Here is a 26,412-nt window from a genome sequence, read left to right as displayed (position 1 = left end):
CCGACATTGCCCCATCGAACTACCGAAAAACATCGTCGTGGGATCGATCAACTTAAACCTAGGTTCCCAATGGCACGCCGCCGGTGATCGATGCAGGAGGCGACAGCCGAACCTCACTGGCTTCACCCACTGTGCAAGGAGAATTGTTTTAACGTTGGCGCTTATCACCCTCTCGCAGATGGCGCCCGGGTTTGCATTTGCCGACGACGATGCAAATGTCGCAAAGCGGCCCGTTATGAAACTCGACCGTTCGAAGGAGGACTGGTCGCCTCTCGCGGATCCAGAACTGCGGACTCAAGCGTTGGATCGCCTGAAATACATCCCGTTATTTCCCTCCAACCCCGACAGCTATATCTCATTAGGGTTCAACCTGCGGGAAATCTTTGAAATCAGCGATGCGCCGGCGTTCGGAATCGTGGCGGCAAACCCAAGGGATGCCTACGGGTTGCAGCGCGCACAGTTTCATATCGACGTTCACCTGAACGAAAACTGGCAATTGTTTACGCAGTTTGAAGATGTGCGCGCCTTCGACAAGACGGCGGTCGGCCCCAACGATTCAAACAGATTTGACCTCCGGCTCGCATTCCTGGGGTATACGCAGGAGACTGACGCGGGAACGTTCAGTGCGAGGATCGGCCGGCAGGACTTCGCGTTCGACCTGGAGCGTTTTGTATCGACGCGTGACGGGCCGAATGTCCGCCAGTCGTTCGACGCGGTCTGGGCCGGGTGGGAAACGGAGACATGGCGGTTCTATGGTCTTGTCAGTCAGCCTGTCCAATATCGCGATGACGGCCCTTTCGATGATCAATCAAGCAGCGATCTGCGGTTCAGCGGCGCCAGGGTCGAACGACAACTGTCCGCGACGACAGAGGCTTCCGCCTATTACGCGCTCTACCAACGCAAGAACGCCAATTTCCTGACCGCCTCGGGAGAGGAGGACAGGCATGTGCTCGATATCCGGTTGGCCGGGACGCATGATGGTTTCGACTGGGACGCGGAAGCGATGGGCCAGGTCGGGCAGGTCGGTTCAGCCGACATTCTGGCCTGGGCACTGGGGGCGAGGACTGGATACACCTTTGAAGGGGCCACTTGGTCGCCCAGGATCGGTCTGCAGTTCGACATGGCGTCAGGTGACCGAGATACGGATGATGGCACTCTCGGCACTTTCAATCCGCTGTTTCCAAACGGGTTCTATTTTGCGCTCGGCGGGCATACAGGATACGCCAACCTCATCCACCTCAAACCATCCATCACCGTTCAGCCGATGGAGGATCTGACCTTAATGGCTGGGGTCGGTCTGCTGTGGCGCCAGACGACGGACGACGCCGTTTATACCTTGCCTAGCGTCCCGGTTGCCGGGACCGCAGGCGGGAGAGATCCGTGGACGGGCGCCTACGCTCAGTTGAGGGCCGACTACAGGTTCAATCAAAATCTTACCGGCTCGGTAGAAGCGGTTCATTACCAGGTCGGCTCGACCCTTCGCAACGCAGGAGGCCGTGACAGCAACTACGTCCGAGCGGAACTGAAAGTCGCCTGGTAGCAGATGCAATGCGTTACTTTATGTGACGTCGTCACGATCAACGCAGTTATCCATGCCAGACGGTTGGGTGGCGGTTGTTCGTTGAAATTAACAGCAGGTAATTCAGGTGCTCTCGAATTTGTCTCATTCAACGAGCAACGACGCGATTTCGTCATATCCGTAGAGGAGAGCGAGCATTCTCGGCGTGAGGCCCGCGTGCCCCTTAAGATCGAGACGCGCGCCTGCGGTGATCAACGATCTCACAGCGTCAAGGTGCCCGTGCCACGCAGCGTCATGGAGTGCTGTCAGACCATTATAGGGCCCCTGTGCATCCACGACCGGCTGCTTTGCCATATCGCTTCCGGTTTGGGAGAGCATCTTGATCACATCTGCATGCCCGAAATAAGCCGCTTCATGGAAAGGTGTACCTTTCATGAGGCCCACGACCTGCCGCACGTCTGCACCTGCATCCTGCAAAGGGCCCACAACGTCCGCATGGCCTTCCCGGGCGGCAATCCCCAGTGGCGTATACTCGTCGTCAGGCGTCCCGGTGATCGGCATCCGTTGATTGACGTCGACGCCGGCAGCAATCAAACGTTTCACTTCTGCCACGTCACCTGTTTTCGCGGCAAGGACGAGAACAGATCGCTGGACTTTTGCTTTGTCGGCGGCAACTTTGTCACGGATCAGCCGCGCCACCGAAGCGAGGCCGTCATTCTCAGCGAGATCGAGAGCCGTTTCGTTCCAGTGGTTTCGGACCGAGGTCTTTGCGCCATAGGAGAGCAAAGTCCTAACACCATCCTCCTGCTTGTGTAAAACCGCATCCATCAATGCCGTATTTCCCAATATGGGTGACTGCTGATCGACAAACGCGCCATTGCGCAGAAGTAACGTGATTACGTCACGATTGCCGGATTGAGCGGCTTTGTGAAGCGCCGTCGCGCCCATGCGCGGCTCAAGGATTAAAACATCCGCTCCTGCATCCAGCAGCAATTCAACCATCTGCGGCTGCCCCAACCCGGCAGCGATCATCAGGGGCGTAAATCCTTCGGCGTCGCGGGCACTCACATCTGCCCCTGACCGGACGAGACTTCCGGCTTTGGCGAGATCGCCGGCGCGTATTGCGGAAATCAATGTCAATTCAGATCTCCCGTGGAGCATGGATGCGAAGGAACTTGAGCAATTCGGCATTCAGGCGATCTGCTGCCTCATGTTGCACCCAGTGACCCGTGTCTTCCAGACGGACAACATCCACCAGGCCCGGCTGGCTCGCGCGCATGTCGTTGACTGTTGGGTTGTCTGGATGGAAGAACTGGCAAAGCCCATCGGCTGCACCCCAAACATAGAGGCCGGGCTGTCGAATTACGGCGTTTTTATACGCGGCCATGAGCTCGAATGTTTGTGGAACGGCGCGGTAATAGTTCAGACCTGTCTCGAAGCCAGATTGGGCAAAAGCAGCAATCACACGGTGGACATAGTCGGGGTCGGCCCAATCAGGAGCGGATACGGGTGCATCGCGAAGCATGTGCTTTGCCGGATCAATCGGATCCCAGCGCTGCTCCGGCGGGGGGCTTGCTGAAAGCCAGTACAGAACGCTCGCAATGCTCTTCTCCGCTGGCAGGAACTGCTTCTCTGTTTCTGGTTTGTCAAACGCCAGCGCGTAATAGCGATCACCCAGTCCTCGAGCACGCAAGCTGTCGTTGAGGCTCGTCTCACCCCTTGGCGCGTAGGGAATGCTTACACTGACGAGAGCTTTAAACCGATCCGGCCGCATCAGCATTGCCTTCTGGGCATGATCAGCGCCCCAGTCGTGGCCAACGACGGTGCAACTTGGGATTTCCAGCGCGTCGAGTACACCGACCAGATCACCGACAATGTATGGGGATGTGTACTGTTCAATCTGCGAAGGAGAATAGCTCGCCCCGAATCCACGCATGTCAAGCGCTACGGCTCGGTAGCCGTCCTCCGCAACAACTTGCATCTGGCTCCGCCATGTGTCGGCCGTGTCGGGGAAACCATGGGCGAAAAGAACTGCTGGCCCGTGTCCTTGCTCCAGTATGCGAAATTGGTTTTTCCCGATGCCAATCACTCGGTCTACTACTTGACGATCGATGCCACTGAGATCCGCGTCTGATGCCATGCCATATCTCTTCAAGTATTTACTGGCTGAAGCTTAGCCAAGATCCGAAACCTGTTATGAATGCGGTTATCGCGCTACCGCCTCCTACTTGGGTGGGTAGGGTTCTATATCCGCCGACCAGTAGTGCTTGGCGATATTCTGACTGTTGCGGATGACGTGATAGGCGATGTCGGGATCGCCGCCTTTGAGAGTATCCGGATCCGCACCGCACATCAGGCAGTACATTCTTTGATGAATCACGCTGGCAAAATATTGCATCGCCGGCGCGGATTCCTCCTGACCGATTGCTCTCATATCTTCGGCAGTCTTTTTGACCGCCTCTTGCAGAGCAAGAGAGACCGCAGCAGCTAGTACATCGTCCGCTCTCTTGATGACGTCGACGATCTGTCTTTCAGAGGGTGTAAGAACAGGGCAACTTTCTGTCATGTTTAACTCCATCAACTGTGAGGTTCCGGTTGCGCAGCGTTGCGCCTAGTCCGGCCGGCTGGTGAGGATCGACAGATAGGTTTTTGCTTTTTCGGTAAACTCGTGGTCGGTGTCGGATTTAGATTCAAGCCTCGCGTGGCGTGCGTCGATGATTGCTTCCAGGCGATCTGTAATTTCCGGATCCGAAGCGCGCGCGTGATCGAGCAAAGCCCGAATAGCGATAGTTACGGCAAAATTCTGCGCGGAGAGTGCCAGCTGCTGACGTTCACTTCTGTCCTTTTCGATGTCCTCCGGGCGGTCCTTCTTCGCTTGCCGCACCGTCGGCTTGCCTCGTTCCCTCTCCCAATGACGGGCAACGCTGCGCCCTGCATACAAAATCTTCCATGCCGTTTCGGGATCTCCACCCGTGTTTGTTGCCGGGTCGGCTCCGCACAGACGCAGGAACAGGTGGCGCAGAACGCCGTCTGCGAAATAATCACGGGGCGAGACGCTTAAACCCACTGCCTGAAGTTCAGGTCCTGCGGCCTTGGCAGCGTTGTCAATTGCCTCATCGACAGCGGCCATCAGGAGCTTGTCTGCCTCCAGGATCGGGTCGGTTTCTTTCTGCATGTCATTCTCCCATGCCGGGCATTCTGCTCACTTGCGAAGAACATCCTGCCACTCAGGATGTCGTTCAATCTGCGCTTTCGCAAATGGGCAAAGGGGAATGATCGAAACACCCTCACGTCGGGCGTCTTCGACTGCCTGGCGCACAAGCCGCTCACCGACTTTTCTCCCCCGTAAGGCCGCGGGGACACCGGTGTGGTCGATGATGATGAGCTGTCTGCCAGCGCGACTGTAGGTCATCTCCGCTTCAATGCCCTCGACCACGATCCGATACCGCCCCTTTGACGCTCCATCCTCCCGTTGCACCTCCTCGCTTATCAACGGAGCAGCTTTCTCCGGAGCCTTCGCTCTTACGTCACGAACTTTGCCGCGTTGCCCGTACGTGCACTCGAGCAGGTCGCGATCCCAACCGCCCAGATCGGCGGCAACTTCATACGCAGAAACAAGAAATGCCATCAGCGCTTCGTCGGCATCGGCGGCAGTCTGGACCGCTTCATAAGGCAGGATGAACTCCGACAGACCCTCATGCCAGAACGCTGCATCAGGCTGAACTGACGCAGCCCTGAAACCGCTCGGTGCGGGATAGGCATAGGCATAGAATGCAGGATAATCGATGCCGCCACCGCCGGGCCAAAAGCCCGCTGAAGACACCTCGCGGTCATAGGCTTCCTGCGCCACGTTGTCTGGCAATGCCGGTATGCCGCCTGGATGGACTGGCGCCTGCCGTCCCGAAAACCGTGTGACGGCCAAATCGAAGCTGCCCCAGAAAAGATGCACAGGACTGGATTTCCCGATGAAGGATGTCCGGAACGCTTTGAATACCCGGTCTATCGCCATCAACACCTGATGAAAATTCCGGACAGCGTCACGATCGTACGGGCGTTCCCGATGGTCTTCATCGAACGGCACGGGGTCCGCGACTTCATTTGGCTGGCCATGGAAGTCGGGACTGCCGCCGAGTTCGGAGACCAGCCGACCGAAATTCGCATGGAATTCGGCGACCGTAGACGCCCCCAACGCAAACGAAGCCCTGCGTCCGTCACCGCTCGTGCCGACCACGGCATGGTCGTGAAAGTCGAACACGATCTCGATGCCAGGACCATCAGGGATTGGAGAAGACGTCAGACCGGAAGGGGTTACGTAGAAAGTCGCGTTCCAGGAATGGTTGAGCCACGGTGTATGAGCCAGCCGGTACTTGCCGACGACCTGCAGGTAAAGGTGCAGGGCGGAACACGTCTCGCGCCAGCTGAGGTAGTCGAGGCGTGGCCATCTATTGCTCATATTGCTTTCTCCATTTTCTGCCGAAACGCGATTAAGTCGGACCGCTGTTTCGGAATTGATCGATCGCCGAAGCGATCTGGCTACTGTCATCACTCCGGAAGCGGTATGTGCTCGTCGCGATCGTTGATCGGCAGGTCGAACAGGCCTTCCCCCCATTTCTGCGCTTGCCATTCGGCCTTGGCTTGCTCGATCCGCTCTCTCGAAGAGGCGACGAAGTTCCACCAGATGTAGCGCGGTCCAGATAGAGTCTCGCCGCCGAGGATCATCAGGCGAGCGCCTTTTTGCCCGGCCGCAACCGTGATCCTGTCGCCGGGACGGAAGACCATCATCTGCGGTGCCTCGAAATCCTGGCCGGCGATCGAGATCGAGCCTTCGACGATATAAATGCCTCTGTCTTCGTGATTGTCCGGCATCGGCAGACGAGCACCGGCCTCAAGCGTAACATCGGCATAGAATGTCTCGGAAAACATCGTTGCGGGAGCGGTCTTGCCATAGGCGTTGCCGAGAATGAGCCGAACCGACACCCCGTGATCCTCGATCACCGGTAGCATCTCCTCGCCGTAGTGGTTAAACGTCGGCGCCATGTCCTCGTTCTTTTCCGGTAGTGCGAGCCAGGTCTGGATCCCGAACAGGCTGTTCGGCCCGGTTCGGGCAGTGGCCGTTGTTCGCTCCGAATGGGAAACACCGCGGCCTGCGACCATCCAGTTCAACGCACCAGGGCGGATGATCTGGTCGGCTCCAGTGCTGTCGCGGTGATGAAAGTCGCCGCGATAGAGGTATGTGACCGTGCCAAGCCCGATATGCGGGTGAGGCCGGACATCGATGCCCTGACCTGTCAGGAGCTCGGCCGGTCCTGCCTGATCAAAGAAGATGAATGGTCCCACCATCTGTCGCTTCGGGGCCGGCAGGGCGCGCCGAACCTCAAAGCCGCCAAGGTCGCGAGAGCGGGGAATGATGAGGGTCTCGATCGCGTCGATGCCAACCTCGTCCGGACAGCCTGGTTCCATTGCGGGGTTCCAACTCATGTGCGGTAATCTTTCCTGTGTGTTGGCGATTTGTGTCGCGCGATGTGCTTTGGTTACTGCATTTCCTGGCGGATCTCACGTGACGCCGGATTGGGTACCTTCAGGCCGCCTGCCCGGGTAATCTCTTGCGAGATAAGGGGACTGACTTGGGTTGCTGGATCGGTTCCCGGACCCGACAGATCGCGAAGCCTTTCGAAAGAGCTGATCAGGAATTCGGAAAGAATACGCACCTTGCGCGGTGGATGCGGGCTGGATGGCCTCACAAGATGAACGTCCCCGACGGGTAATGGAAAGCGGGTCATGATTGGGACGAGCGCGCCTGATGCAAGATGCGTATGAGTGACACAATCCGGAAGCCATGCAATGCCGAGCCCCTCCGCCGCGGCTTTAGCTATCGCAGCGCCGTTGTTGGAGCTGAAGCGACCCTGTGGCTGCACAGTAATGATCCTGTCGCCTTCCAGGAACCGCCAGGCCTCGGTACCCAGCAAGGCTTGGTGGGTCGCGATTTCGCCGGGCGTTTCAGGTGAGCCATGAACCCTGATATAGTCGGGGCTGGCCACGAGCTTGAAATTGATCTCGCCGACCCGCTTGGCAATCACGTTGGAGTCACGCAACGCGCCGACCCGGATCGCGCAGTCGAACCCTTCTGCAACCAGATCGACGCAATGGTCGCTATATTCGGCATGGATCTGAAGCTGCGGGTGGCGGCGCGCCATCTCCGTTAGCACTGAGGCGAAGTGCATCGGGCCTGATGTGAGTGGAACGGAAACCCTTAAGCGCCCGCGCAGGTCGCCTTCGGGTAAAATTGTTTCGCGAGCAATGTCTATTTCGGTGCAAGTCTTCGCCGCAAAATCGCGAAACGTAATGCCCGCCTCGGTGAGCCCCGCACCGCGGGTTGTGCGCGCAAGAAGCTGAACACCGAGCTCTATCTCGAGCCGGGCAAGCCGCCGACTGACCATCGACTTGGAAACCCCTAGCCGCCGCGCCGCGGGCGACACACCGCCTGAATCGGCAACTTCGACAAAGGTCCGCAGATCTTCGGTATCCATTTCGGGTCCCCTGTTCAGGATCAAGCTCAGCATTCAAGTGCGCTGTGCTGCTCTGACCACCGGCGCCACTTCAATGCCCAGCAGTTCTATCGATCGTTTCATCGCTGCGGTATCGAGAGCGGCCGTGCTCATCTGGAAGGTGATCCGTGATACGCCACCCAGTGTCTCACTGGCCTGCAGCATTTTGGCCGCCACCGTCGTCGGATCACCAACCAGGAATGCACCTTCAGGTCCCGCCATGGTCTCGAACTGTTGACGCGTCGGCGGCGACCAGCCGCGCTCGCGACCGATATTCGCTGTCAGATGCGCCCAGCCAGGGAAAAAGGCGTCCTTGGCTGCGGCGTCGCTTTCGCCGACAAAGCCCATCGCATGAACCCCGATCTTGAGGACATCGGAGCTGTGCCCCGCGCGTTTTCCAGCTTCTCGGTAGAGATCGACGAGTGGGCGAAAGCGCTCAAAGCTTCCACCTATGATGGCGATCATCAGTGGAAGGCCAAGTGCACCTGCGCGGGCAAATGATTGCGGCGTACCGCCGACGCCGATCCATATCGGCAGTCGCTGTTGATGAGGACGCGGATAGACGCCTTGTCCGCTGAGCGGCGGTCGAAAACGCCCCTCCCAGGTGACATTCGTCGACTCTTGCAGCGCGAGTAAAAGATCGAGCTTTTCTGCAAAAAGGTCGTCGTAGTCACGCGTGTCGAGGCCAAACAGAGGGTAAGCCTCGACGAAGGACCCGCGACCGACCACGACTTCGGCACGACCCTTCGATATCAGGTCGAGAGTTGCAAATTCCTGAAAAACTCGCACAGGATCGGCGGCACTCAAGATCGTTACCGCACTGGTTAGCCTAATCTGGCTGGTCCGGGCCGCTGCAGCAGCCAATATGATCGTCGGCGCGGAGTCGAGAAACTCTGCGCGGTGATGTTCACCGACACCGAACACGTCCAGTCCGACGCGGTCCGCCACTTCGACTTCCTCGATCAGTTCTGCCATCCGATCGGTCGCCGACGGAACCCGACCAGTCGCCGGATCGGGGAGAATGGCTGCAAAACTGTCGATTCCGATTTCCATTGTGAATCCCTGAAAGTTGTGTGGCGCAGAGCTTCTTTCACCACGGGAAATGAGCACCTACCGGCTGAGAGTGTCATCTCAGCCGCTCATGCGATAGTGCTCGATCCTGCGAAGCACTGTCGCGAAATGAGGAACGCCACTTAGGGATCTGATTTATTCAGGGCGCGGAGACATGGCATCATCCGCCTGGACAAAACCACATCAGTTCGAATGATCGAGGTTGCCTCAAGGCCGGCCCATCGAGAGGTCGGCCGTATTTTAGGCTCGACCTCTGGAGGTGAAGGTGGCCCACGGGGCGGCCCCAACTGGAAGCGTCACGGTCGCCGCGCGCAGGCCGACAATCGAACGCCCTTCATCGTTTCGTTCCCACAGCAAGAAGGGCGGTCGCGCGGAGGACAACCGTATTGCCGCTAGCCAATCCGTCAATCACCTCAAGTATTGCTGTGTCGACACGCCGTTGTTGATCATTATCAAGCTGCGCGTAGACACCCACATAGCTGTGCAAGTCACGAAGCTCGTCAAGATAAGCGTGCCCGGCGGGGCCTTCCCAGACGGTCTCGATCTCTTCCACGTCAACCGCGGAAAGGTTAGCCTCAGTCATCTCCTTGGCCAACCGATCGGGATCGGAAAGCAGGAGAAACCCCTCGGGAGGCGCAGGCGCTCGCATGTCTGGAAAGACGGAGCGCAGGGCCTGCGCCATGACCATGAAAGGGCCGCCGCCCGGCGGTCTGCGCCACGTGGCCACACAAGCCTTTCCACCGCTTCGGGTTACGCGTGCCTGCTCAGCGAGCGCCCGTCGCCAGTCCGGGAGCATAATAGCTCCCCCGATCAAGAGCCAGCGCGGCGATCTGACCGGTATTCCGGTTCGCCGTCATCTCGTAGACGCGCGCGAAATCGTCCGTCATATGGGGATGAGTGACGGCTGATTTGCTTTCAGGAATCCAGGTCGCCCCGTCGCTGCTCGCATTTGCTGAAATCTTCGGGTCTTGCATCACAATGTCCTCGGTTGAGCGTTTAGAATGTCCGCAAGGCATCAGCCGGTAACCGGGGCTAAGCCATACGCTGAGCGAATGCATTAGGGATCGGATGCGCTGCCTGGAAGCGGCCTGGGAAGCTGTCGGCGCCTCAAGCGAAGAAGCGTGCCTTATAAAAATCAGCTAGCCTCTCGACGGCTTGGCTCACATATTGAGGCTTGTAGTACATGTCGTAATGGCCGGCTCCCTCAACCACCATCAAGTGTTTTTCGTGTGATGGAGAAAGGTCGAACAGACGCTGTCCCGCTTCATATTGACCGGTATTTCCGCGGCGGCCGCCGACGATGACTTGAAGCGGTTGCGTCAGCAGATCGGGGACGAGACTAAAAGCGTCAAATTTGAGAAGGCTGCCGTAGCTCACGAACAGCAGCCGGTTCGTGGAGTTTGGGTGCCGGTAATGCGACTCCCGGTAGAACGTGACCGCTTCCAACAGGTCTGGGTCTTCAATGCCAGCTGCCTTAGCGTCCTTTAGGCTATCCGGAATCCACGGGTCTCTTCGCGGTCGGCCACCACGTGCTTCGGTTGTCCTCTGGTTGCCGACGTCTACTAGCGTCTGGCTGGCGTCCGGCAGAAGCCGCCGCAACGCCTCACCGATGTCGTTGGCGACGACCGTCCCGACCGCCTTGAAGCGTCTTTGGGTCAGCGCCGCATGGATCGCGTAGCCACCACCGGCGCATATTCCCAACAGGCCGAGACGCTCCTCGCTCACGTAAGGTAACGTCATCAGGTAATCGACCGCGCAGTGAATGTCCTCGACGCGAGCGGCCGGATCTTCAAGATCCCGGGGCTCGCCGCCACTTTCGCCCTGGTAAGACGGATCAAAAGTCAGAGCGAGAAAGCCGCGTTCAGCCAGTCTCACTGCATAGATTGCGCCGACTTGTTCCTTCACACTACTGCCTGGTGTCGCAAGGACGAGCGTTGGGTAGGATCCACTCTCGGTGAAGTCCGGCGGGAGATGGAGATTGCCCACCACGTCGATATGTCTGTTCTTGAATGAAATGCGCTTCATCTCGATTGTCCTTTCAGTACTATCGCGCGCTTTCGCTCAGTGCGCCCGACACTGGTTGGTGAGCAGCGTCGCATAGGGAACACATTGGCTGCCTGAGTGCGGAATTTGGAACGGCGGAGTCAGGGCCTCATGACCACGCGGCCCAGCGGTTTGGCCGTTTCGGAATAGTGATGAGCGCTCGGTGCTTCCCGAAGTGGGAAGATCCGATCAATCACGACCTCGAGCTTCTTGAGCGCTGCTGCCGACAGGAGCTCGTCGACCGTCCGGTGTATGGCTGGCTTCTCGAACAGTGAGCCCATAAAGACGCCGTGGAGCGTTTGATTTTTCTGCATTGGCTGCCACAAATCTACATTCAGGCCTCCGCCGCCGGCATTTCCAACGAAGACAAGACGTCCCTCGGGAGCGAGTGCCGCTAGCGAGTCTTGCAAGGTAGATCCGACAGGATCGACGGCAAGATTCGCGCCCCTTCCACCCGTCACCTGAAGAACTGTTTCGACGACGTCCTGGTCCAGCCGATCGATAATGTGCGACGCTCCAAGACTGGTTAGGCGGGCCTGTCGTTCCTTGCCGCGGGCGACGGCGATGACCGTCGCGCCCGCGTCGCGTGCCAATTGGATAGCAGCAAGACCAACGCCCCCGGCGGCCGCCTGGATCAGCACTGTTTCCGTTTGGCGCAAGCGGCCTTGTGTGACCAGGCAATGGTAAGCAGTGCCGAAGGAAATAGGAAGCGCGGCAGCCTGTCCAATGTCTAAACCATCCGGGACCAGCCATGTGCGCGTGGCAGGCACCGACCAGAGTTCCGCATGAGAACCCTGCATATCAAAGGCGGTGACCCTTTGGCCGACTGTCCGGTTATGCACGTTCTCACCAACCGACAGGATGGTTCCTGCGGCCGCATAGCCGACTATCCAAGGAGATGCCTGCTTGGTCGAACGGCGGTTGATTAGATCACCGCCTTCGATCGAAATCGCCTCGACGGCTATGAGAACATCGTTTGGCCCAGGCAAGGGATCCGGGACATCGGTATATCTCAAGACTGTGGCCGGCCCGGGACTATCATAGACTGCTGCTTTCATTGTCTTTTCCTTGTAGTTGGAGGAGGCTTGCCCGTCTTTCCTCCGACAGGTGTTATGCGGCCCGCACCTTTAGAATGTGCTCGAGATCCTTCAGCGCAGCGGCAGATGTCGCCAGAGGCTCCGTGCCGGAGCTGATCGCGATCGTATCTCCCATTGCGTCCGATATGACGCGGATCGCCTTGTCCTTTCCGCGAACGTTTGCGAATGGATCGGAGAGAGGATAGGCCTTTATGCCGACGGCTGCTCTAAATGCGCCGTCAGCCCGCGCAAGACTGCCGACCAGTTTCGGAACGAGCCCCTCCCTGCGCCATGCTTCAATACGCTCGTCTGTCACCGATTGAATACCCTCGACGGTCACGTCATCCATCGTCAGGGCGGCGTCGAGGCCGAAATTGGCGAGGATCAGCAGCTTGCAGGCGGTATCCCACCCTTCCGTGTCGTTTCGCGGATCGCCTTCGGCAAAGCCGCCGAGCTGCGCCTCGCGCAACGCGGTTTCGAAGCCGATCCCACGTGTCATCATGGCGTCGAGCAGGTAGTTGGTCGTGGCATTCAGAATGCCTTCGACCTCAAGCACCCTGCAGCCCTTAAGGCTGTAATCCACAAGATCGATCGTCGGCAGGGCCGCCGCGGCCGCCCCGCTGAGCTTCAGCAGTGCGCCCGATCTACTCGCAAGTCCGCGAAGCTCTCTCCCGCTGTGGACGAGCGCACCCTTGGATATGACGATTGTGTCACGCCCGGCAGACAGGGCAGAACGAATGTAGCCAAGTCCCGGGCCGCCTGTGCGAAAATCGCTCGGTCCGGATTCGATGAGGATATCCGCCCCGCTCGCCTTTATGAAAGCCAGGCCAGAGAGACCCTCCTCAAGCGCGCCGAGCTGGTCTTCTTCAAGGCCGCGATCGTCGTGCAAGCCGGCCCGTGAGCCGCAGACCGCAACCAGGCAGATGTCTAACCCATAGAGCTGACGATAACGTGCGCGCCGCGACAGGAGAAGGCTTGCAGTGGCACGCCCCACGCCCCCGAACCCGGCGATCGCAACTCGTAGCGTCCGCATGTGCATTCACTTTCATTGCTGTTTTTGCATGGTCGCTTTGCTGAGGGGCTCTGGAACAGGCTGGACATGCAACCGGCTGCGGCCGGACATTGCATGGCCCTGCACCTGTTCGGACAGCCGTTCATTGTCGCGCTGACGCACGTCCTCTGCGGCCTCCTGCACATCGAGCTCGGCATACCCCAGCGCCCGCAGCCCTTCCGCTCCCATCATGTAAGCGGATTCGACCGTTTCGCGGATTTGATAGTCGACGCCAGACTGGATCAGTTCCACCGCATGGCCGCGATCATAGCTACGCACCAGGATCTTTGCCTGCGGGAACTCGTGCTGCGCCAGTCCCACGATCTGCATGGCAGCTTTGGGGTCGTCGATGCAGATCAGCAATGCCTCGGCCGACCCGGCTGCGGAATGTCGCAGCGTGTCGAGGCGGGTGCCGTCACCGAAAAAGACCTTAAAGCCGAACAGTGCCGCTTCGCGGATACGATCGGGGTTCATGTCAATCACCGATAGACTTACGCCCTTGGACAGCAGCAGTTGCGATGCGATCTGCCCGAAGCGGCCAAACCCGATAATCAGCACCCGTCCATGCAGATCGTAAGCGGCCTCCACGCCTTCCATCGATGCCTCGCGTCTCAGCAACCGTTCGGCTGCGATCATCAGTATGGGCGTCAAGGCCATGGAAAAGATCACAACGGTGGTGAACAGCGCATTTTCCCGCGCATCAATCACGCCCCCGCTCGCCGCGGCTGCGTAGAGAACAAAAGCAAATTCGCCGCCCTGCAGGAACATTGAGGTGCGACGGCGTGCCTGATGACCGGAGCTGCCGAACGCACGCGCGACCCCATAGACCACGGCGCCCTTGGCAATGATGAAAGCGATCAGCATAGCGAGGAGAAGCGACCAGTCGGCGACCACGACGGCAAGGTCGAGCGACATGCCGACGGCCATGAAGAACAGCCCCATCAGCAGGCCGCGAAATGGCTCGATATCGGATTCGATCTGATGCCTGTAGCTGGAACCCGACAACATGACCCCGGCAAGGAATGCGCCCATCGCCATGGAAAGGCCAACGGCTGCCATCAGTAACGCGGCCCCGAGCACGACCAGCAGTGCACCTGCCGTCATCACTTCACGCGTCCGCGTTTTTGCAAGCAAGGCAAAGAAGGGGTTCAGGCCCCATTTCGAAACGCCCAGAAGGACCAACAAAGCGCCGAGCGCCAGAAGCACATCAGTCCAGCCAGATTGCGCCTGCGACAAGGGCGACATAAAGGCGACAACCGCCAGAAGCGGCACGATCATCAGATCCTCGAAAAGGAGAATGGAGACAGATTTCTGACCCTCGGCGCTTGAGATCTCCCCGCGGTCCTGCAGGACCGACATGATGACGGCTGTCGATGAAAGAACGAAGCCCGCACCGGCAATAAAGGCTACCGGGGCGGAGAGGCCGAACATCAGCATTCCCGTCAGCGCAAGACTTACGATTGCCAAGGCAACCTGCACCAATCCCAGTCCGAAAATCTGGCCACGCATCGCCCACAGCTTGAGCGGCCGCAGCTCAAGTCCGATCACGAACAGGAACATTACGACGCCGAGCTCGGAGAAGTGCAGGATGGATACGGCGTCGGTGAACAGGCCGAGTACCGATGGACCGACCAGCACACCGGCAGCAAAATAACCCAGCACCGACCCCAGACCGAGCCGCCGAAACAGCGGCACTGCGACAACAGCGGCCCCCATCAGGACGATCGCAGGTCCGACTGTCTGCCCCAAACCCACTTCAGCCAATCGTTCACCTCCCGATTTGTCACCCGGGCCACTGGGACCCTCCGATTGCGCCATTTTGCCCTCTTGTCGGGCTGGAATTCGACAAGTAGCCAACAACGAACAGTTGGGGGTGTTCGCCGTTGAGTTCCCTGATCGCCATTCGTACCGTTGCGGGGATTGCCTGGATAGACGCCTGGATTGCAAAAGACTGTCGCGAATAGAGGAACGCCAAATCTCTGGCTGCTCTGACGAAATTCTGCGAACTAATGAAACCCTAGCTTCAATCTCTTAGCACCCATTCGTGCCTCAGCAGATGCAGCCTCTCGCATTCGAACCATAAGCTCAGCAAGGAGAATTTCATGTCCAATTTTGCCGTCACGGCAGTCGTTGCAAGCGCTCTTTTGTCCGGGACCGCTGTTGCGCAACAAGCAAAGCCTACCATCGTTCTCGTGCATGGGGCATTCGCTGACTCATCAAGCTGGAACGGCGTGATTACCCGACTTCAGCGAGACGGATACAAAGCCGTTGCGGTTGCCAATCCGCTGCGCAGCGTCTCGGGCGACGCGCGTTTCGTTTCTGATGTTGTCGACGGGATCGACGGACCGGTGGTTCTCGTCGGACATTCCTATGGTGGCCAGGTTATTTCAAATGCCGCGAACGGACACGATAACGTCAAGTCGCTCGTCTACGTGGCGGCCTTCGCACCAGATGCTGGCGAAGCGGCGGCTGACCTGGCGGGCAAGTTTCCAGGCGGAACGCTCGGGGAAGCGCTAGCGCCTCCGGTCAAGCTGTCTGGGGGTGGAGTCGATCTCTACATTGATCAGGCGAAATTCCACGAGCAATTTGCTCACGACGTTCCAGCCGAAGCTGCTGCATTGATGGCGGTTGGTCAACGACCTATCGCCGAAGCCGCACTAACGGAGAAATCCGGTGAACCGGCTTGGAAATCACTCCCATCCTACTTTGTTTACGGTGACGGCGATAAGAACATACCGGCCAAGGCGCTCGGGTTCATGGCCGATCGAGCGGGCTCGAAGCGCACGGTTGTCGTTGAAGGAGCGTCGCACGTGGTCATGGTTTCAAAACCAGAGGTCGTGGCGGATCTGATCGAGGAAGCCGCAAAATAATTTGAACCGGTTCAGAACGCGGCTTCCGGCCTAGGCAATGGGCAGCCACGATATGAGAAGGCAGGAAAAGACTACGTTATGGCTGTCCGTCCGGAGGAAAAATCAGTCCGTCGTCGATCATTTATTGCCGACACACTGGCGCTTGTTTTGTTCTTTACCACAACAGGTGCAATCAACGAGCGGATGATTGCCGGAATGACATGGGAGTAGGTCTTTCATGCCCGGTTGCTGGGAGCAGTCCTTATGGTACCGGTTGCGCGCCCTGATGGCCTTTGGCGTGACTGGCTCGTGCAGCGCGCAAGAAAGACTGAGCTTTCGCAACTGTTCTGGGACTGTGCCGCTCTCATGACGTTCCAGGTGCCGATTTACGCAGCCATTATCGCGGTGAGCGGCGCAGAAGGTGGCGGATTGCTGAGTGGTATTGCTGGCGCGACGGTCATGATGCTCGTTCTGGGGCGGCCTTACGGGGTATTCCTCAATCGGGTAAGGCATTTTTTCGGTCTGCCCAAGGGCGGAAAAAAGCCGATGTCGCTGAATAGCTGAGAGAAGCGGACGATAGCCTTTCCTCTAAGGAATGCGGCGGATCTCTACCGTTGTAAGTCGGCTACTGGCGGGTTGCCGAACATGTTTTTGTACTCCCGGCTGAACTGCGATGGGCTGACGTAGCCTACGTCATAAGCGATATCCGATACGTTGGCCGAGCCACTGGCCAGGAGCTTGCGAGCTTCCAGAAGACGGATATGGCGTTGAAAAGCGAGCGGGCTGAACCCGGTCACCCCCTTGAAGTGACGATGAAACGAAGTGACGCTCATCCCCGCGGACGCTGCCAGATCGCGAATATTGACGGCCTCGTTATGGTTGGAAGCAAGCCAGTCGGCGGCCGTCTTGAGCTGCTGGAACCGCTCGTTTCGCTGACGGATCTGACGTAGCGTGTCGCCCATTGGACTCTGGAGCAGGCGGTAGTAAAGTTCACTCTCATAATGCAGCCCGAGCATTCCGATGTCTTCCGGAGTGTGCAAGAGTCCGACAAGCCGGGCCAAAGGCTCGCCCACCGGACCGCTCAAATCCCCCGCTGCCACCGCACAGGTCCAACGATCTTCCCGTTTGGGCATATCAAGCATGACGCGCGTAAGCAGAGTGGTATCGAGGTGAAGGCTGATTGCGACGTAAGGCAGATCCGGCGTGGCGGCGGTGAACTGATGGAGGAAGGGCAGACCAAATGATGAAGCCGCGCAAGCACCTGCCTCTAGCTCAAAGCGGTTGGCTCCCATGATCAGCAGCTTGGTACCACGCAGGACGACATAGAGCATCGGCTCAAAGACGGCTGGCGTGGGTAAAGTTGTTACTGTGCTTGTCCAGACAGTCAGACGCGGGACAGGCGTCGCAATTCCGGCCAATCCCGTGCGACCGGCAACAAGAGAAGCAACATCGTTCAACAAGCGATCTGTAATATTTCCAATCGAGCTCATTCTAAAAGACATTAGATATTTGGTAGGATCAGGCAAGTCTCTGGTGCGATCGTGGATGTCGATTCTGGCCTGACCTCTTATCTAGAGGTCGAAGCTAACAAAATACGTTCTTTCGGCCCAAGCCTGGGCCTGAACCATACAGCGTGAGGATGGAATATGATTGATCTCAAGGGAAAGCGCGCACTCGTCACGGGAGGCTCGCGGGGTATTGGCGCCGCAATCGCGCTGGTGTTAGCTGAGAACGGTGCTGACGTTGCGATTACATACAACAAGTCGCCCGAGCGAGCGGACGAAATCGTCGCATCGATCGAAAAGCTGGGCCGCCTTGGTCTTGCAGTAAAAGCGGACAGCGCGGAAGAGGACGCTGCCGAGTTGGCCGTTGCCAAGACTGTCGAAAAGCTCGGTGGCATTGACATTCTGGTGAACAGTGCGGCCATCGGACTGGCCGGACCAATAGCTGACCTCGATTTGCAGCAATTCCAGGCCTTGATGGACGTCAACGTGCGCGGTCCGGTCGCTTTTTCAAAAGCTGCCATCCCACACTTCACCAAGGGCAGTCGTATCATTTCGATCGGTTCGGCGCTTGGTGACCGCGTCCCGTTTGCGGGTGTGACAGCCTACGCAATGTCGAAGTCGGCACTGCATTCGTTCACGCGTGGTCTTTCGCGTGAACTTGGACCACAAGGCATTACCGTCAACCTGGTCGCACCCGGATCAACCGACACAGAGGCAAATCCGGCAGACGGTGCTGGCGCAGATTTCCAGCGAAGCCTTTCGTCGATCGGGCGTTTTGCAGATCCTCGCGAGATCGCAGGTGTTGTTGCATTTCTGGCGAGCCCTAGCGCAGATATGATCACAGGCGCAACCCTTACCGTTGACGGAGGTGCAAATGCTTGAGCTCTGACACAGCTTAGCTGTTGCGCTGGTTTCATTAGAGCAGATCAGCCTGATAAATAGGGTCATGTTGGTTCGGGAGCAGATGCCTAAAGCCAAACGGCGATTTCAACTGAGACGCGCCGCCGGAACAAGGCGGCGAAGTTTCCAACAGCCTTGCCGCTCGATTGCATCGGATCCACAGGCCTAAGCGTTGGCGCAGCGACTGCTACCGATGCAGAACTTTCGACAAGCTACTCCAAAAGCGAAGCCGCCAGTGGGAGCACGATTGCTATTCAGCAGAGATGATCAGATAGGTGTGACCTCGCACTCCACGCGAATCTCTATGATTTTCAATTACATAGATTTTGGTGGAGACAGATCGACGGTTCGTATCCCATCAAGACCAAGGCATAGACCACCGATGGGCATCGGAGTGCGCCTCGGTGTCGGCACCTGCAGCGATTTAAGCGATGACATTCAATTTCTTGGCTAACAGCACGAGGAAGGTCTTCGCTATCCTTCCTACGGAGGCCTATGCAAATTCCAGGTCAACGCTGCGATGCTAACGACATCGGCGTTTGGAGACGCGAGGCAAGTAGGGAACGCCGATTGTTGTTGTGGCTGCCGATGAGGTTGGATCTAACTTAGCTCGAGGCGCTCAATCCAGAAACCCACTGAAAACGCCGACGCCGCACTGCGGACTTAGGCCCCAGTTCCTTAATTAGCTGTTGTACCGCCCCGCTTGCCAGTTTCTTCTCACCCGCCAATCGGGAGCTACATTTTTGAAGCGGTCAAGCGAGAGCTGGCCGACCGGCATCGCCGTTTCACGATTCATCAGCAACTGAGAGACGGCAATTCCCACTGCAGGTGCCATACCGAAGCCGTGGCCCGAGCATGCTGCGGTCACGAGGCCCGCGGGGCCTTCAAATCGATGAATCGTTGTCATTTGGTCAGGTGCCATGTCGACGATACCCGCCCAACTGCGAAGGAACTGCGCGCCCTTGAGGACAGGCATCGTCTCGATCGCCCTGCGCAGAATATTGCGGACGATTTGTGTGTTGGGCTTTGCCGGCTCTTTCCCGATTTCCAGATCAACCCACTCATACGGTCCGCCGTTCATGTGAAGGTTTCCTCGCTTCGTTTGGCGGATCGAGAGACCATTGCCGATAAACGCTTGCTCAAACAGAGGCGGCATCGGTGTTGTGACGAGCGCTTCCAGTCTCACCGGAGCAAGTGGGAAATGGATGCCCAGCGGCGCAAGGAGCAAGGAATTGTGAGCAGCAGCGCAAAGAGCCAACTTGTCACAATGAAGTTCACCCTGCGGGGTGCGAACACCCTTCACCTTACCGCCTTCGGCGAGCAGCTCGAGGACGGGGGTATACTCGCGTATTTCCCCGCCAAGATCGTTAAAAGCCCAGGCAAATGCCTGGGACGTCCGTTGCGGATTGGCGTGCCCCGACCGGCTCGTCCAGATGCCCCCGAGACAATTCGGGCTCAGGCACGGGATCAGCTTTCGCATCGCGTCACCGTCCAGGAATTCGAACGGGATGTCTGTTTTCTGGAAGGTGCCATACAGCGATTTAAGTTCGTCCAGTTCGCGTTCATCCAGTGCGGCCCAGATTCGCCCTTTCTGTGTCCACTCGGTCGGGTAACCCAGTTCATCGTCCAGGCTGTCCCAGAGCTTTTCGGCTTCCTGGGCAAGCGGACTTTCTGCGGGCGTTTCACCCCGCAGACTGAGATAACCCGTTGCGCGCGACGACGCTTCATAGGCAGTCGCGCCTGCATCCAGAACCAGCACCTTAGCGCCTGCTTTTTGCGCCTGGTAAGCGGTTGCCAGTCCCAATATCCCGGCGCCAACAACAATTATATCGAAGTTTTTCATTGTCTTACCCAGGTTGGCAATCTGATCAGTCTTGGCGGGTTTCGTAAGGCCACATCTGCCAATTTAGACGAATTTCGTCGCTCTCGTCGTCGTCCGCAATAAGACCAAGGTCAATTGGGCGCAGAGGGAAGCGGTAGCTAGCCGGGCGGATCGCCTCGACGTCACAACCAAAGCGGAGCGACAGCGCCACAACTGCTTCATCGCGACAACGCTTGCCTTGGCAATGGCCCATCGATACACGCGTCATCCGCTTCATAAAGTCTTGATTGATACGAGGAGCATCGGCACTGTCACTGTGATTAACAGGCGTTTGCTGGTTGCGCAGCTCCTTACCCAGGTACGCAGGTGGGGCGATCCCACAGAATTCGCCTCGGCTGACAGACTCGCATTGGCAGAGGGTGACTGCGTCACCGCCGCTCTGGTGCAAGGCGCTTATCCACGTCTTGATGTAGTCCAACGTAGAGGTTGAGGCGGCGGGAGGTAGTCCTGGAGGCGCATCCGGCTCCGCGCCATTGATCCGCTCAAGAAGAGCGTCAACCGCTCGATCATTGGCTGCCCAGAAGACGTTCTCAAGGCTGGTTTCGCCCTGAGCGTTGATTTCCGGGACCCAAGAGGCAACGTTCGGGTCATATTGCATCTTGCAGCCCATGGCCGCCGGCAATTCAATATTGGGCAAAGTTGCAATTGCCACCGCAATGGAATCGCAATCGAGATCGAAAGTCGAGCTGCCATCGAGCGACGCGCATCGAGCTCCGGTGACAGCGACTGAACCTTTCGCTTCCTGCAGAACATGACCGAGGTGTACGGGGATAGTCTGTTGCGACAGCCATTCAGCTGCCTCGATACCTGCAGCGACCTCGTCGCCGGCTTCGATAACAGCGACGATCTCCACTCCACGTGACAACGCGGACCGAATGAAACGCAACGCGAGCTCGGAGGTGCCCAGTACGACCACCTTCCGACCCTCGAAAACCTGATAGAGGTCGAGCAGCGCGATACCAGCCTTGCCTCCGAAGACGCCAGGCAACTCCCAACCCTTGAACGAAGGGACAAAGTCGCGAACGCCCGTGGCGATGATCAGAGAGTCGTGCTCAAGGATTTCGTTTCCGTCCCGGGTGACCAACCCGACCTTTGGTCTTCCAACGTTGACGCAATTCGGACCGTTCCGGAATGCGCCCCACAGGATGGTGGAAACGCGAACATCGACACCTGCCTCCAGACATTCGACGAGCTCGGGGCTTCCTTCAAGTAGGGTTTGCGCAATCGAGTTGTCGTTCAAGAGTGCCGAGGGGAGACCAGCCCCGTAGAACCATGGAGCATCGAAGCTCATCTCTTTCATTGCTTGTGGATGCTCGTCGACGAGCGTGACGTCTTGTCCGACCGAGTGAGCCGCGAGCGCAAGTCTGCATCCAGCAGCGCTTGCTCCTACAACGACGATTTTCCCTAACATAGCCGTCTCCCTTCCCGATCAGGCTTTGTCGATGCGGCCCTGGAGCTTCAGAAGCCTGGCATGTTCGAGGGTTGCCCCATTCCACGTGCGGCAGATGGTGAAAGCCTCGTTACCCGAACCGATGTTGTGATTCCTCTCGTCGAGGGGAGCACTTGAGCCAGCAGTCAGACGATAGCTCGCTTAAAACAGACCGACAAGTCTAAAAATACGACCTTATGATCTTTTTATTGTCCGAACCAAACCGAGCGTCACCTCGGCCTTGTGGGCGTCGAACGAGAACAGCCGCGGCCGCAGGCGGGGCGAGAGCTCCTGCCGTCGCGCGCGGCGGTCTATCTCGTCATTGCGGGCGTCACGCGTCCAGACTACGAAGTAGGTGAACGCCGATTCGCCCTCCTGCCGGCAATCCGTGCAATGACAGATCCATTCCGATTGGCGCCTCACGGACATGGTAGCGAACCTTGCCCGCATCTGTAGCTTCCCTGTCTTGCGATCATATCGCCCCCTGGTGCACTGCTGCTCAGCAAGGACTCCTCCTCATCGAAGTTGCCGATTGCACAGAGCGACGCTTCGACCGCCGGCTCGCGTGCTGTATGACACCCTCCCGAAGCGCTCGCGTTCAGCAGGAGAGTAATTTTAGTGCTTTGACGGGCTATGCAGACCTAAAATCTGAACGTATCGTACGAAAACTGACTCTCGGGTCAGTGGGAAGAATAGAGCAACAAGGACGCGTTGGAGATGAAATCCCTCCTGACACTTATTTCCATTCTCGTTTTGGCCAACACGCCGGTCGCATTCAGTGCGGAGTGCAAGGGCGATGTCCAAACCGTGACCCAGGGCAAGCTGACGGTAGCCGCGTACGACTATCCGCCGTTTTCGATCGCTTCCCCTGACGGCCAGATTTCAGGCATTGATGCCGCCGTCGTCAAACGGATGGCCGCGGACAATTGCCTTGAGGTAGTAACTTTAGTGACTGATCCAGCCGCAACGGTACAAGCCGTTGTCGCCAACAAAGCCGATGTTGCCATCGGCAGTTGGAATCGAACCGAAAAGCGCACGAAAGTGCTCGGGCTTTCAGCACCCTTGTATCTTGACCACATGGGTATTTATTCGAAGGCTGGGTACGATAGTCTGGAAGCCACCATCGGCCATCAGGCCGGCACCGTATCCGGTTTTTTCTGGGTTCCCGATCTGCAAAAGCTGTTCGGCGCAAATCTGAAGCTTTATCCAACTCCGGTTGCGATGGGCCAGGATCTGGCGACCGGGCGGATCGACGTCGGCTTCCTGGGCTACAATACCGGCATCTTCAACCAGAGAAACAACGGCGCCTACAAGGGCATCGAGATCAAGATGGCCACACCCGACGAGCGGGTGAATGCGTCGGTCTTGCCGCCTCAAATCAGTATCCTCTATACCAAGGGCAATGAATCTCTTGGTCAGGCACTCGACGCGAGTATCAAAATTCAGCACGAAGACCGCTCTATGGCAAAGTCCATCAGCGATGCGGGATTCGACACTTCTATCCTTGACGTCGGAGAACCGCGCCTCGTCAAGTGAGCCTGAAGATCCCGGTTCGCAATTGTCGTTGCGGCGAAGCAATATGGACAGCCTTTCCATGTCGAGGAATTGTCATCCGCATAAGGGGCGAGCAGCCCGTTAGCTCACCCGCTCTTTCTGCATTGATAGGCTCAAGCCTTGGCTATTCCATCTGGCAAGTCGAAGGCGGTTGCAGGGGGCAATTCCCCCGCGAAACGCTCCACTTCTACCAAGCATGTTTGAGCAATCGTTGCTTGGCTTAAACCATCAGGATGTGGAGTCCTTCTTCGACGCCTATCACCCCGCTACGGGGTTCCCATTGCACGCCGGTCCTCACATCCGATGGTTGGGAAGAGCATCAAACCGGCTTCAAGCGAGGGCCGTCCATCGATGCTGCATCGGCGTGCGACCAATCGCCCGGCGGATGCGTGGCCAGGCTGGCGGCGGTGACGGCAGTCATTTCCATCGCGGTCGCACAAAACCAGGCAAGCTGTCGGAGACCGGAACGCCCCGCCATCATAGATGGGGAAACGTGATGCAAGGGAGCTTTTCGCTACCTCAACCACGCCAGTCAGGACGCTTCCGGCGAGAACTGCCGAACCAGGGCGTCGATCGTCACCTGAATCCGTGCAGTCCTGTAGAGATCGCCGTGGGTGACGAGCCAGACGTCGAAATCGGCAGAACGATCCGGCATGATCCGCACCAGTTCTGTTTCGGCATCGGCACGGTAGCAGGGCAGTTCGGCAACGCCGATACCGGCGGCCGTCGCATCGACGAGGGTAACGGAAGACGATGCCCGCAATACGACCCTGCCGTTAACAGCAGATTCCCCGCACAGCGCGGACGGCCCTGTCGGCGCGATCTTCTGCTGATAGACGACCAGATCATGGCCCGCGAACTCGGCGCCGGCGACCGGAGCGCCGTGCGAGGCGAGATAGGCGCGCGAGGCATAAATGCCTGTTTCCAACGTCGCGAGGCGACGCACGATCAGATCGGGCGCATCCGGTCGCAACGTGCGGATGGCGATGTCGGCTTCGCGCCGGGTCAGGTTGGCGATGTCCTGCGAGGTCAGGCAAACGACCTCTATGCCCGGATGCACGCTGGGCATGGCGGCAATCGCGGGAAGCACATACCGCTTCGCGAGCGAATCAGTGGTCGCGATCCGTACCGATCCGGTCAGCCGCTCATCCAGTCCCAATACCCGGCGCTCCATCTGGGCGACGGATCGCTCGATCGCTTCGGCTGGTTCGACCAATGCCTCGCCGGCGGGTGTCAGCACATAGAGGGACGGCGTGCGCAGAAACAGCCGCGCGCCGAGTTCATCTTCCAACGCCGCCAATCGGCGCCCAACCGTTGCTTGATCGACATTCAACTGGCGGGCGGCGCTGCGCAAGGTGCCGGCGCGCGTCACCGCCAGGAAGAAGCGGGCGTGGTCCCAGTTCAATGCAGGCATCCTCCACTAACCAGAATTGACGATGCATTTATGCATCGGAGTAAAGCATATACGCTGCTTTATTGCATCATTTCCATGTATAGAATTGGCTCGGACAGGAGATGTCCGATGACCAGATGCGACACTTTGAACAGCAGCCAGGCCGATCGCATCGGCATGGGAAATGAGGCGATTTCGCCGAGGCGGCGCAAGCTGGCTCTCTGGCTGGTGGCCGCAGGTATGTTCATGGCGGTGCTCGACGCCACCATCGTCAATGTCGCTTTGCCGACGATGCGCGTCGATCTCCATGCAACGGTTAGCGGCCTCGCCTGGATTGTCGATGCCTATACACTCAGCATGGCGGCCCTGATCCTTGCGGGGGGCATCCTCGCCGATCGCTGGGGCGCAAAACACATCTACCTTTTCGGCCTTGCCGTGTTTGCCGTGGCCTCCGCGATATGCGGCGGAGCCGGGACGGTCGCGTGGCTCGTCGCGGCGCGGTTTGCGCAAGGCGCTGGCGCGCTCTGTTTCTGCCTGCCTCTCTGGCCATCGTGCGAAGCGTCTTTAACGATCACGAAGAGCGCGCGAAGGCGATCGCGACATGGGCCGGCATCGCGTCCGTCGCCGCAGCGTTCGGTCCCGTTGCCGGTGGCGTCCTGGTCGGCAGCTTCGGCTGGCGCAGCGTGTTCTTCGTCAACCTGCCCACCGGCTTGCTGGCGTTAGCCCTTGCGGCGTGGATCGTGCCCGATCGATCGGCGCATCGCGCGCACCAGTTCGATTGGGGCGGGCAACTCACCAGCATCATAATGCTGGGCGCCCTTTGCTTTGCTGCGATCGAGTACCCGGAACGGGGCATTGCATCACCGGCGGTTTGGCTTGCGGGCGCCATTGTGGCCGGCACCTCAATGCTCTGGTTCCTGATCGAGCGCCGGGTCCGTGATCCCATGATCCCGCTCGTCTGGTTCCGCAATCCGGTGTTCGTTGCCGCCAATCTCGTCGGGTGCCTTGTCTATGTCGGTTATTTCGGGATGCTGTTCGTCCTCAGTCTTTACCTGCATGGCGATTACGGGCTCGACGCGCGCCAGGCCGGCCTTGCCCTGCTGCCGGTTGCGGCAAGCCTGTCGGTCGGCAATGTGATCGCCGGCAGGCTTCAGGGGCGTATGTCGCCCCACCGCCTCATCGCAACCAGCCTGATCCTCGCGGCCCTGTCGGCGCCGCTGGCCGCGGAACTGCTGGTCGTTCATGTATCCTGGCTTGCGATCGTTGCTGCACTTGCCGTCTTCGGAATGGGCACGTCTGCCTCCGTCCCGCCGATGATCGCGGTCGTGCTCGAACAGGTTCCCGAAACCGCATCGGGCGTTGCTTCCGGCCTGTTGAATGCCTTGCGTCAGCTCGGCAGCCTGTTCGGCGTCGCGGTCGCGAGCGCCGCCGTGGCTCTCACGCTGCATGGCGCAAACGCATTATGGACCGTGGCAGTCCTGGCGGCCGCCGTTTACGCACTCGCAGCCGCGCTAGCGATCGTCTGGATCGGTCAGCGCAACGTGCGGACCGCAAGACCAGCACCGAAACGTAGGGGGTAACGAATGTTCGTCCTC

Annotated in this window: 22 protein-coding genes and 2 pseudogenes; 6 read left to right on the top strand and 18 right to left on the bottom strand. The window is 58.5% G+C overall.

All coding sequences use genetic code 11. The features are described from left to right. Positions 1-178: 178 nt before the first annotated feature. Positions 179-1,540 (top strand): alginate export family protein, encoded by a 1,362-nt coding sequence (locus tag HJB84_RS26400; protein ID WP_259671181.1) that lies wholly within the window; start codon positions 179-181, stop codon positions 1,538-1,540. Between the two features lie 123 nt (positions 1,541-1,663). On the opposite strand, the gene HJB84_RS26395 is transcribed toward HJB84_RS26400, so the two are convergent. The 14 genes from HJB84_RS26395 to HJB84_RS26330 all read right to left on the bottom strand — a co-directional run bounded on the left by HJB84_RS26395 (position 1,664) and on the right by HJB84_RS26330 (position 15,021). After that, positions 1,664-2,659: an ankyrin repeat domain-containing protein gene (locus HJB84_RS26395; RefSeq protein WP_221117356.1), complete on the bottom strand. Its 996-nt coding sequence runs from the start codon at positions 2,657-2,659 to the stop codon at positions 1,664-1,666. A gap of 1 nt (position 2,660) precedes the next feature. Further along, positions 2,661-3,659, bottom strand: coding sequence for an alpha/beta fold hydrolase (locus HJB84_RS26390; protein WP_221117355.1), 999 nt, complete (start codon positions 3,657-3,659; stop codon positions 2,661-2,663). An 84-nt stretch (positions 3,660-3,743) separates the two neighbouring features. Beyond that, complete coding sequence (locus tag HJB84_RS26385; protein WP_221117354.1) at positions 3,744-4,085, bottom strand: hypothetical protein; 342 nt, start codon at positions 4,083-4,085, stop codon at positions 3,744-3,746. A gap of 45 nt (positions 4,086-4,130) precedes the next feature. Beyond that, positions 4,131-4,694 carry a hypothetical protein gene (locus HJB84_RS26380; protein WP_221117353.1) on the bottom strand — a complete coding sequence of 188 codons (564 nt, stop codon included), beginning with the start codon at positions 4,692-4,694 and terminating at the stop codon, positions 4,131-4,133. Positions 4,695-4,721: 27 nt separating this feature from the next. Further along, positions 4,722-5,972 carry a DUF5996 family protein gene (locus HJB84_RS26375; protein ID WP_221117352.1) on the bottom strand — a complete coding sequence of 417 codons (1,251 nt, stop codon included), beginning with the start codon at positions 5,970-5,972 and terminating at the stop codon, positions 4,722-4,724. 89 nt (positions 5,973-6,061) lie between these two features. After that, positions 6,062-6,997, bottom strand: coding sequence for a pirin family protein (locus HJB84_RS26370; RefSeq protein WP_221117351.1), 936 nt, complete (start codon positions 6,995-6,997; stop codon positions 6,062-6,064). A gap of 53 nt (positions 6,998-7,050) precedes the next feature. Further along, positions 7,051-8,046: a LysR family transcriptional regulator gene (locus tag HJB84_RS26365; protein ID WP_221117350.1), complete on the bottom strand. Its 996-nt coding sequence runs from the start codon at positions 8,044-8,046 to the stop codon at positions 7,051-7,053. 33 nt (positions 8,047-8,079) lie between these two features. Next, positions 8,080-9,117: an LLM class flavin-dependent oxidoreductase gene (locus HJB84_RS26360; protein WP_221117349.1), complete on the bottom strand. Its 1,038-nt coding sequence runs from the start codon at positions 9,115-9,117 to the stop codon at positions 8,080-8,082. Between the two features lie 352 nt (positions 9,118-9,469). Continuing rightward, the gene (locus tag HJB84_RS26355) at positions 9,470-9,823 is read right to left on the bottom strand and encodes a hypothetical protein (RefSeq protein WP_221117348.1); all 354 of its coding nucleotides are present in this window, start codon (positions 9,821-9,823) and stop codon (positions 9,470-9,472) included. 76 nt (positions 9,824-9,899) lie between these two features. Next, a complete protein-coding gene (locus tag HJB84_RS26350; protein ID WP_221117347.1) occupies positions 9,900-10,109 on the bottom strand; it encodes a hypothetical protein in 210 nt (69 codons plus the stop codon). 133 nt (positions 10,110-10,242) lie between these two features. After that, complete coding sequence (locus HJB84_RS26345; protein ID WP_221117346.1) at positions 10,243-11,160, bottom strand: alpha/beta hydrolase; 918 nt, start codon at positions 11,158-11,160, stop codon at positions 10,243-10,245. A gap of 119 nt (positions 11,161-11,279) precedes the next feature. Then, on the bottom strand, positions 11,280-12,236 hold the full coding sequence (locus HJB84_RS26340; protein ID WP_221117345.1) for a zinc-binding alcohol dehydrogenase family protein: 957 nt from the start codon (positions 12,234-12,236) through the stop codon (positions 11,280-11,282). 52 nt (positions 12,237-12,288) lie between these two features. Then, on the bottom strand, positions 12,289-13,287 hold the full coding sequence (locus HJB84_RS26335; protein WP_221117344.1) for a homoserine dehydrogenase: 999 nt from the start codon (positions 13,285-13,287) through the stop codon (positions 12,289-12,291). Between the two features lie 12 nt (positions 13,288-13,299). Continuing rightward, entirely contained in the window at positions 13,300-15,021 is a 1,722-nt protein-coding gene (locus HJB84_RS26330) for a monovalent cation:proton antiporter-2 (CPA2) family protein (RefSeq protein ID WP_221117384.1), read from the bottom strand. 386 nt (positions 15,022-15,407) lie between these two features. Here HJB84_RS26330 and HJB84_RS26325 point away from each other — a divergent pair, with 386 nt between their 5' ends. Both HJB84_RS26325 and alaE read left to right on the top strand, forming a co-directional pair. Then, positions 15,408-16,175 (top strand): alpha/beta fold hydrolase, encoded by a 768-nt coding sequence (locus tag HJB84_RS26325; protein WP_221117343.1) that lies wholly within the window; start codon positions 15,408-15,410, stop codon positions 16,173-16,175. Between the two features lie 78 nt (positions 16,176-16,253). Next, a pseudogene (gene alaE / locus HJB84_RS26320) lies at positions 16,254-16,718 on the top strand (L-alanine exporter AlaE). 44 nt (positions 16,719-16,762) lie between these two features. Here the strand turns inward: alaE and HJB84_RS26315 are convergent. After that, positions 16,763-17,644 (bottom strand): AraC family transcriptional regulator, encoded by an 882-nt coding sequence (locus HJB84_RS26315; protein WP_221117342.1) that lies wholly within the window; start codon positions 17,642-17,644, stop codon positions 16,763-16,765. A 156-nt stretch (positions 17,645-17,800) separates the two neighbouring features. Here HJB84_RS26315 and HJB84_RS26310 point away from each other — a divergent pair, with 156 nt between their 5' ends. Next, a complete protein-coding gene (locus tag HJB84_RS26310; RefSeq protein WP_221117341.1) occupies positions 17,801-18,541 on the top strand; it encodes an SDR family NAD(P)-dependent oxidoreductase in 741 nt (246 codons plus the stop codon). Between the two features lie 700 nt (positions 18,542-19,241). Here the strand turns inward: HJB84_RS26310 and HJB84_RS26305 are convergent. Together HJB84_RS26305 and HJB84_RS26300 are read right to left on the bottom strand one after the other, a co-directional pair. Continuing rightward, the gene (locus tag HJB84_RS26305) at positions 19,242-20,402 is read right to left on the bottom strand and encodes an FAD-binding oxidoreductase (protein WP_221117340.1); all 1,161 of its coding nucleotides are present in this window, start codon (positions 20,400-20,402) and stop codon (positions 19,242-19,244) included. Positions 20,403-20,427: 25 nt separating this feature from the next. Further along, positions 20,428-21,852: an FAD/NAD(P)-binding oxidoreductase gene (locus HJB84_RS26300; RefSeq protein ID WP_221117339.1), complete on the bottom strand. Its 1,425-nt coding sequence runs from the start codon at positions 21,850-21,852 to the stop codon at positions 20,428-20,430. Positions 21,853-22,587: 735 nt separating this feature from the next. Here HJB84_RS26300 and HJB84_RS26295 point away from each other — a divergent pair. Further along, entirely contained in the window at positions 22,588-23,406 is an 819-nt protein-coding gene (locus HJB84_RS26295) for an ABC transporter substrate-binding protein (protein ID WP_221117338.1), read from the top strand. 550 nt (positions 23,407-23,956) lie between these two features. Here HJB84_RS26295 and HJB84_RS26290 read toward each other — a convergent pair. Further along, positions 23,957-24,838, bottom strand: a complete 882-nt coding sequence (locus HJB84_RS26290) for a LysR family transcriptional regulator (RefSeq protein ID WP_405049247.1) — start codon at positions 24,836-24,838, stop codon at positions 23,957-23,959. 30 nt (positions 24,839-24,868) lie between these two features. Here HJB84_RS26290 and HJB84_RS26285 point away from each other — a divergent pair. Further along, positions 24,869-26,397 (top strand): annotated as a pseudogene (locus HJB84_RS26285) (MFS transporter). Positions 26,398-26,412 lie beyond the last annotated feature (15 nt).

The organism is Rhizobium sp. NZLR1b (assembly GCF_019685155.1).
Classification (GTDB): Bacteria; Pseudomonadota; Alphaproteobacteria; order Rhizobiales; family Rhizobiaceae; genus Rhizobium.
Note: the sequence above shows the minus strand (reverse complement) of the source record. Positions and strands in the feature narration are given on the sequence as shown.

What these genes read in the sequence shown, in the direction of transcription:
- HJB84_RS26300 (WP_221117339.1), bottom strand. Translation starts at nt 21,852, where the DNA reads ATGTTAGGGAAAATCGTCGTTGTAGGAGCAAGCGCTGCTGGATGCAGA.
- HJB84_RS26345 (WP_221117346.1), bottom strand. Translation starts at nt 11,160, where the DNA reads ATGAAGCGCATTTCATTCAAGAACAGACATATCGACGTGGTGGGCAAT.
- HJB84_RS26400 (WP_259671181.1), top strand. Translation starts at nt 179, where the DNA reads ATGGCGCCCGGGTTTGCATTTGCCGACGACGATGCAAATGTCGCAAAG.
- HJB84_RS26310 (WP_221117341.1), top strand. Translation starts at nt 17,801, where the DNA reads ATGATTGATCTCAAGGGAAAGCGCGCACTCGTCACGGGAGGCTCGCGG.
- HJB84_RS26360 (WP_221117349.1), bottom strand. Translation starts at nt 9,117, where the DNA reads ATGGAAATCGGAATCGACAGTTTTGCAGCCATTCTCCCCGATCCGGCG.
- HJB84_RS26365 (WP_221117350.1), bottom strand. Translation starts at nt 8,046, where the DNA reads ATGGATACCGAAGATCTGCGGACCTTTGTCGAAGTTGCCGATTCAGGC.
- HJB84_RS26390 (WP_221117355.1), bottom strand. Translation starts at nt 3,659, where the DNA reads ATGGCATCAGACGCGGATCTCAGTGGCATCGATCGTCAAGTAGTAGAC.
- HJB84_RS26305 (WP_221117340.1), bottom strand. Translation starts at nt 20,402, where the DNA reads ATGAAAAACTTCGATATAATTGTTGTTGGCGCCGGGATATTGGGACTG.
- HJB84_RS26380 (WP_221117353.1), bottom strand. Translation starts at nt 4,694, where the DNA reads ATGCAGAAAGAAACCGACCCGATCCTGGAGGCAGACAAGCTCCTGATG.
- HJB84_RS26385 (WP_221117354.1), bottom strand. Translation starts at nt 4,085, where the DNA reads ATGACAGAAAGTTGCCCTGTTCTTACACCCTCTGAAAGACAGATCGTC.
- HJB84_RS26290 (WP_405049247.1), bottom strand. Translation starts at nt 24,838, where the DNA reads ATGCCTGCATTGAACTGGGACCACGCCCGCTTCTTCCTGGCGGTGACG.
- HJB84_RS26315 (WP_221117342.1), bottom strand. Translation starts at nt 17,644, where the DNA reads ATGAGCTCGATTGGAAATATTACAGATCGCTTGTTGAACGATGTTGCT.
- HJB84_RS26295 (WP_221117338.1), top strand. Translation starts at nt 22,588, where the DNA reads ATGAAATCCCTCCTGACACTTATTTCCATTCTCGTTTTGGCCAACACG.
- HJB84_RS26330 (WP_221117384.1), bottom strand. Translation starts at nt 15,021, where the DNA reads ATGGGGGCCGCTGTTGTCGCAGTGCCGCTGTTTCGGCGGCTCGGTCTG.
- HJB84_RS26355 (WP_221117348.1), bottom strand. Translation starts at nt 9,823, where the DNA reads ATGGTCATGGCGCAGGCCCTGCGCTCCGTCTTTCCAGACATGCGAGCG.
- HJB84_RS26325 (WP_221117343.1), top strand. Translation starts at nt 15,408, where the DNA reads ATGTCCAATTTTGCCGTCACGGCAGTCGTTGCAAGCGCTCTTTTGTCC.
- HJB84_RS26335 (WP_221117344.1), bottom strand. Translation starts at nt 13,287, where the DNA reads ATGCGGACGCTACGAGTTGCGATCGCCGGGTTCGGGGGCGTGGGGCGT.
- HJB84_RS26340 (WP_221117345.1), bottom strand. Translation starts at nt 12,236, where the DNA reads ATGAAAGCAGCAGTCTATGATAGTCCCGGGCCGGCCACAGTCTTGAGA.
- HJB84_RS26375 (WP_221117352.1), bottom strand. Translation starts at nt 5,972, where the DNA reads ATGAGCAATAGATGGCCACGCCTCGACTACCTCAGCTGGCGCGAGACG.
- HJB84_RS26370 (WP_221117351.1), bottom strand. Translation starts at nt 6,997, where the DNA reads ATGAGTTGGAACCCCGCAATGGAACCAGGCTGTCCGGACGAGGTTGGC.
- HJB84_RS26350 (WP_221117347.1), bottom strand. Translation starts at nt 10,109, where the DNA reads ATGCAAGACCCGAAGATTTCAGCAAATGCGAGCAGCGACGGGGCGACC.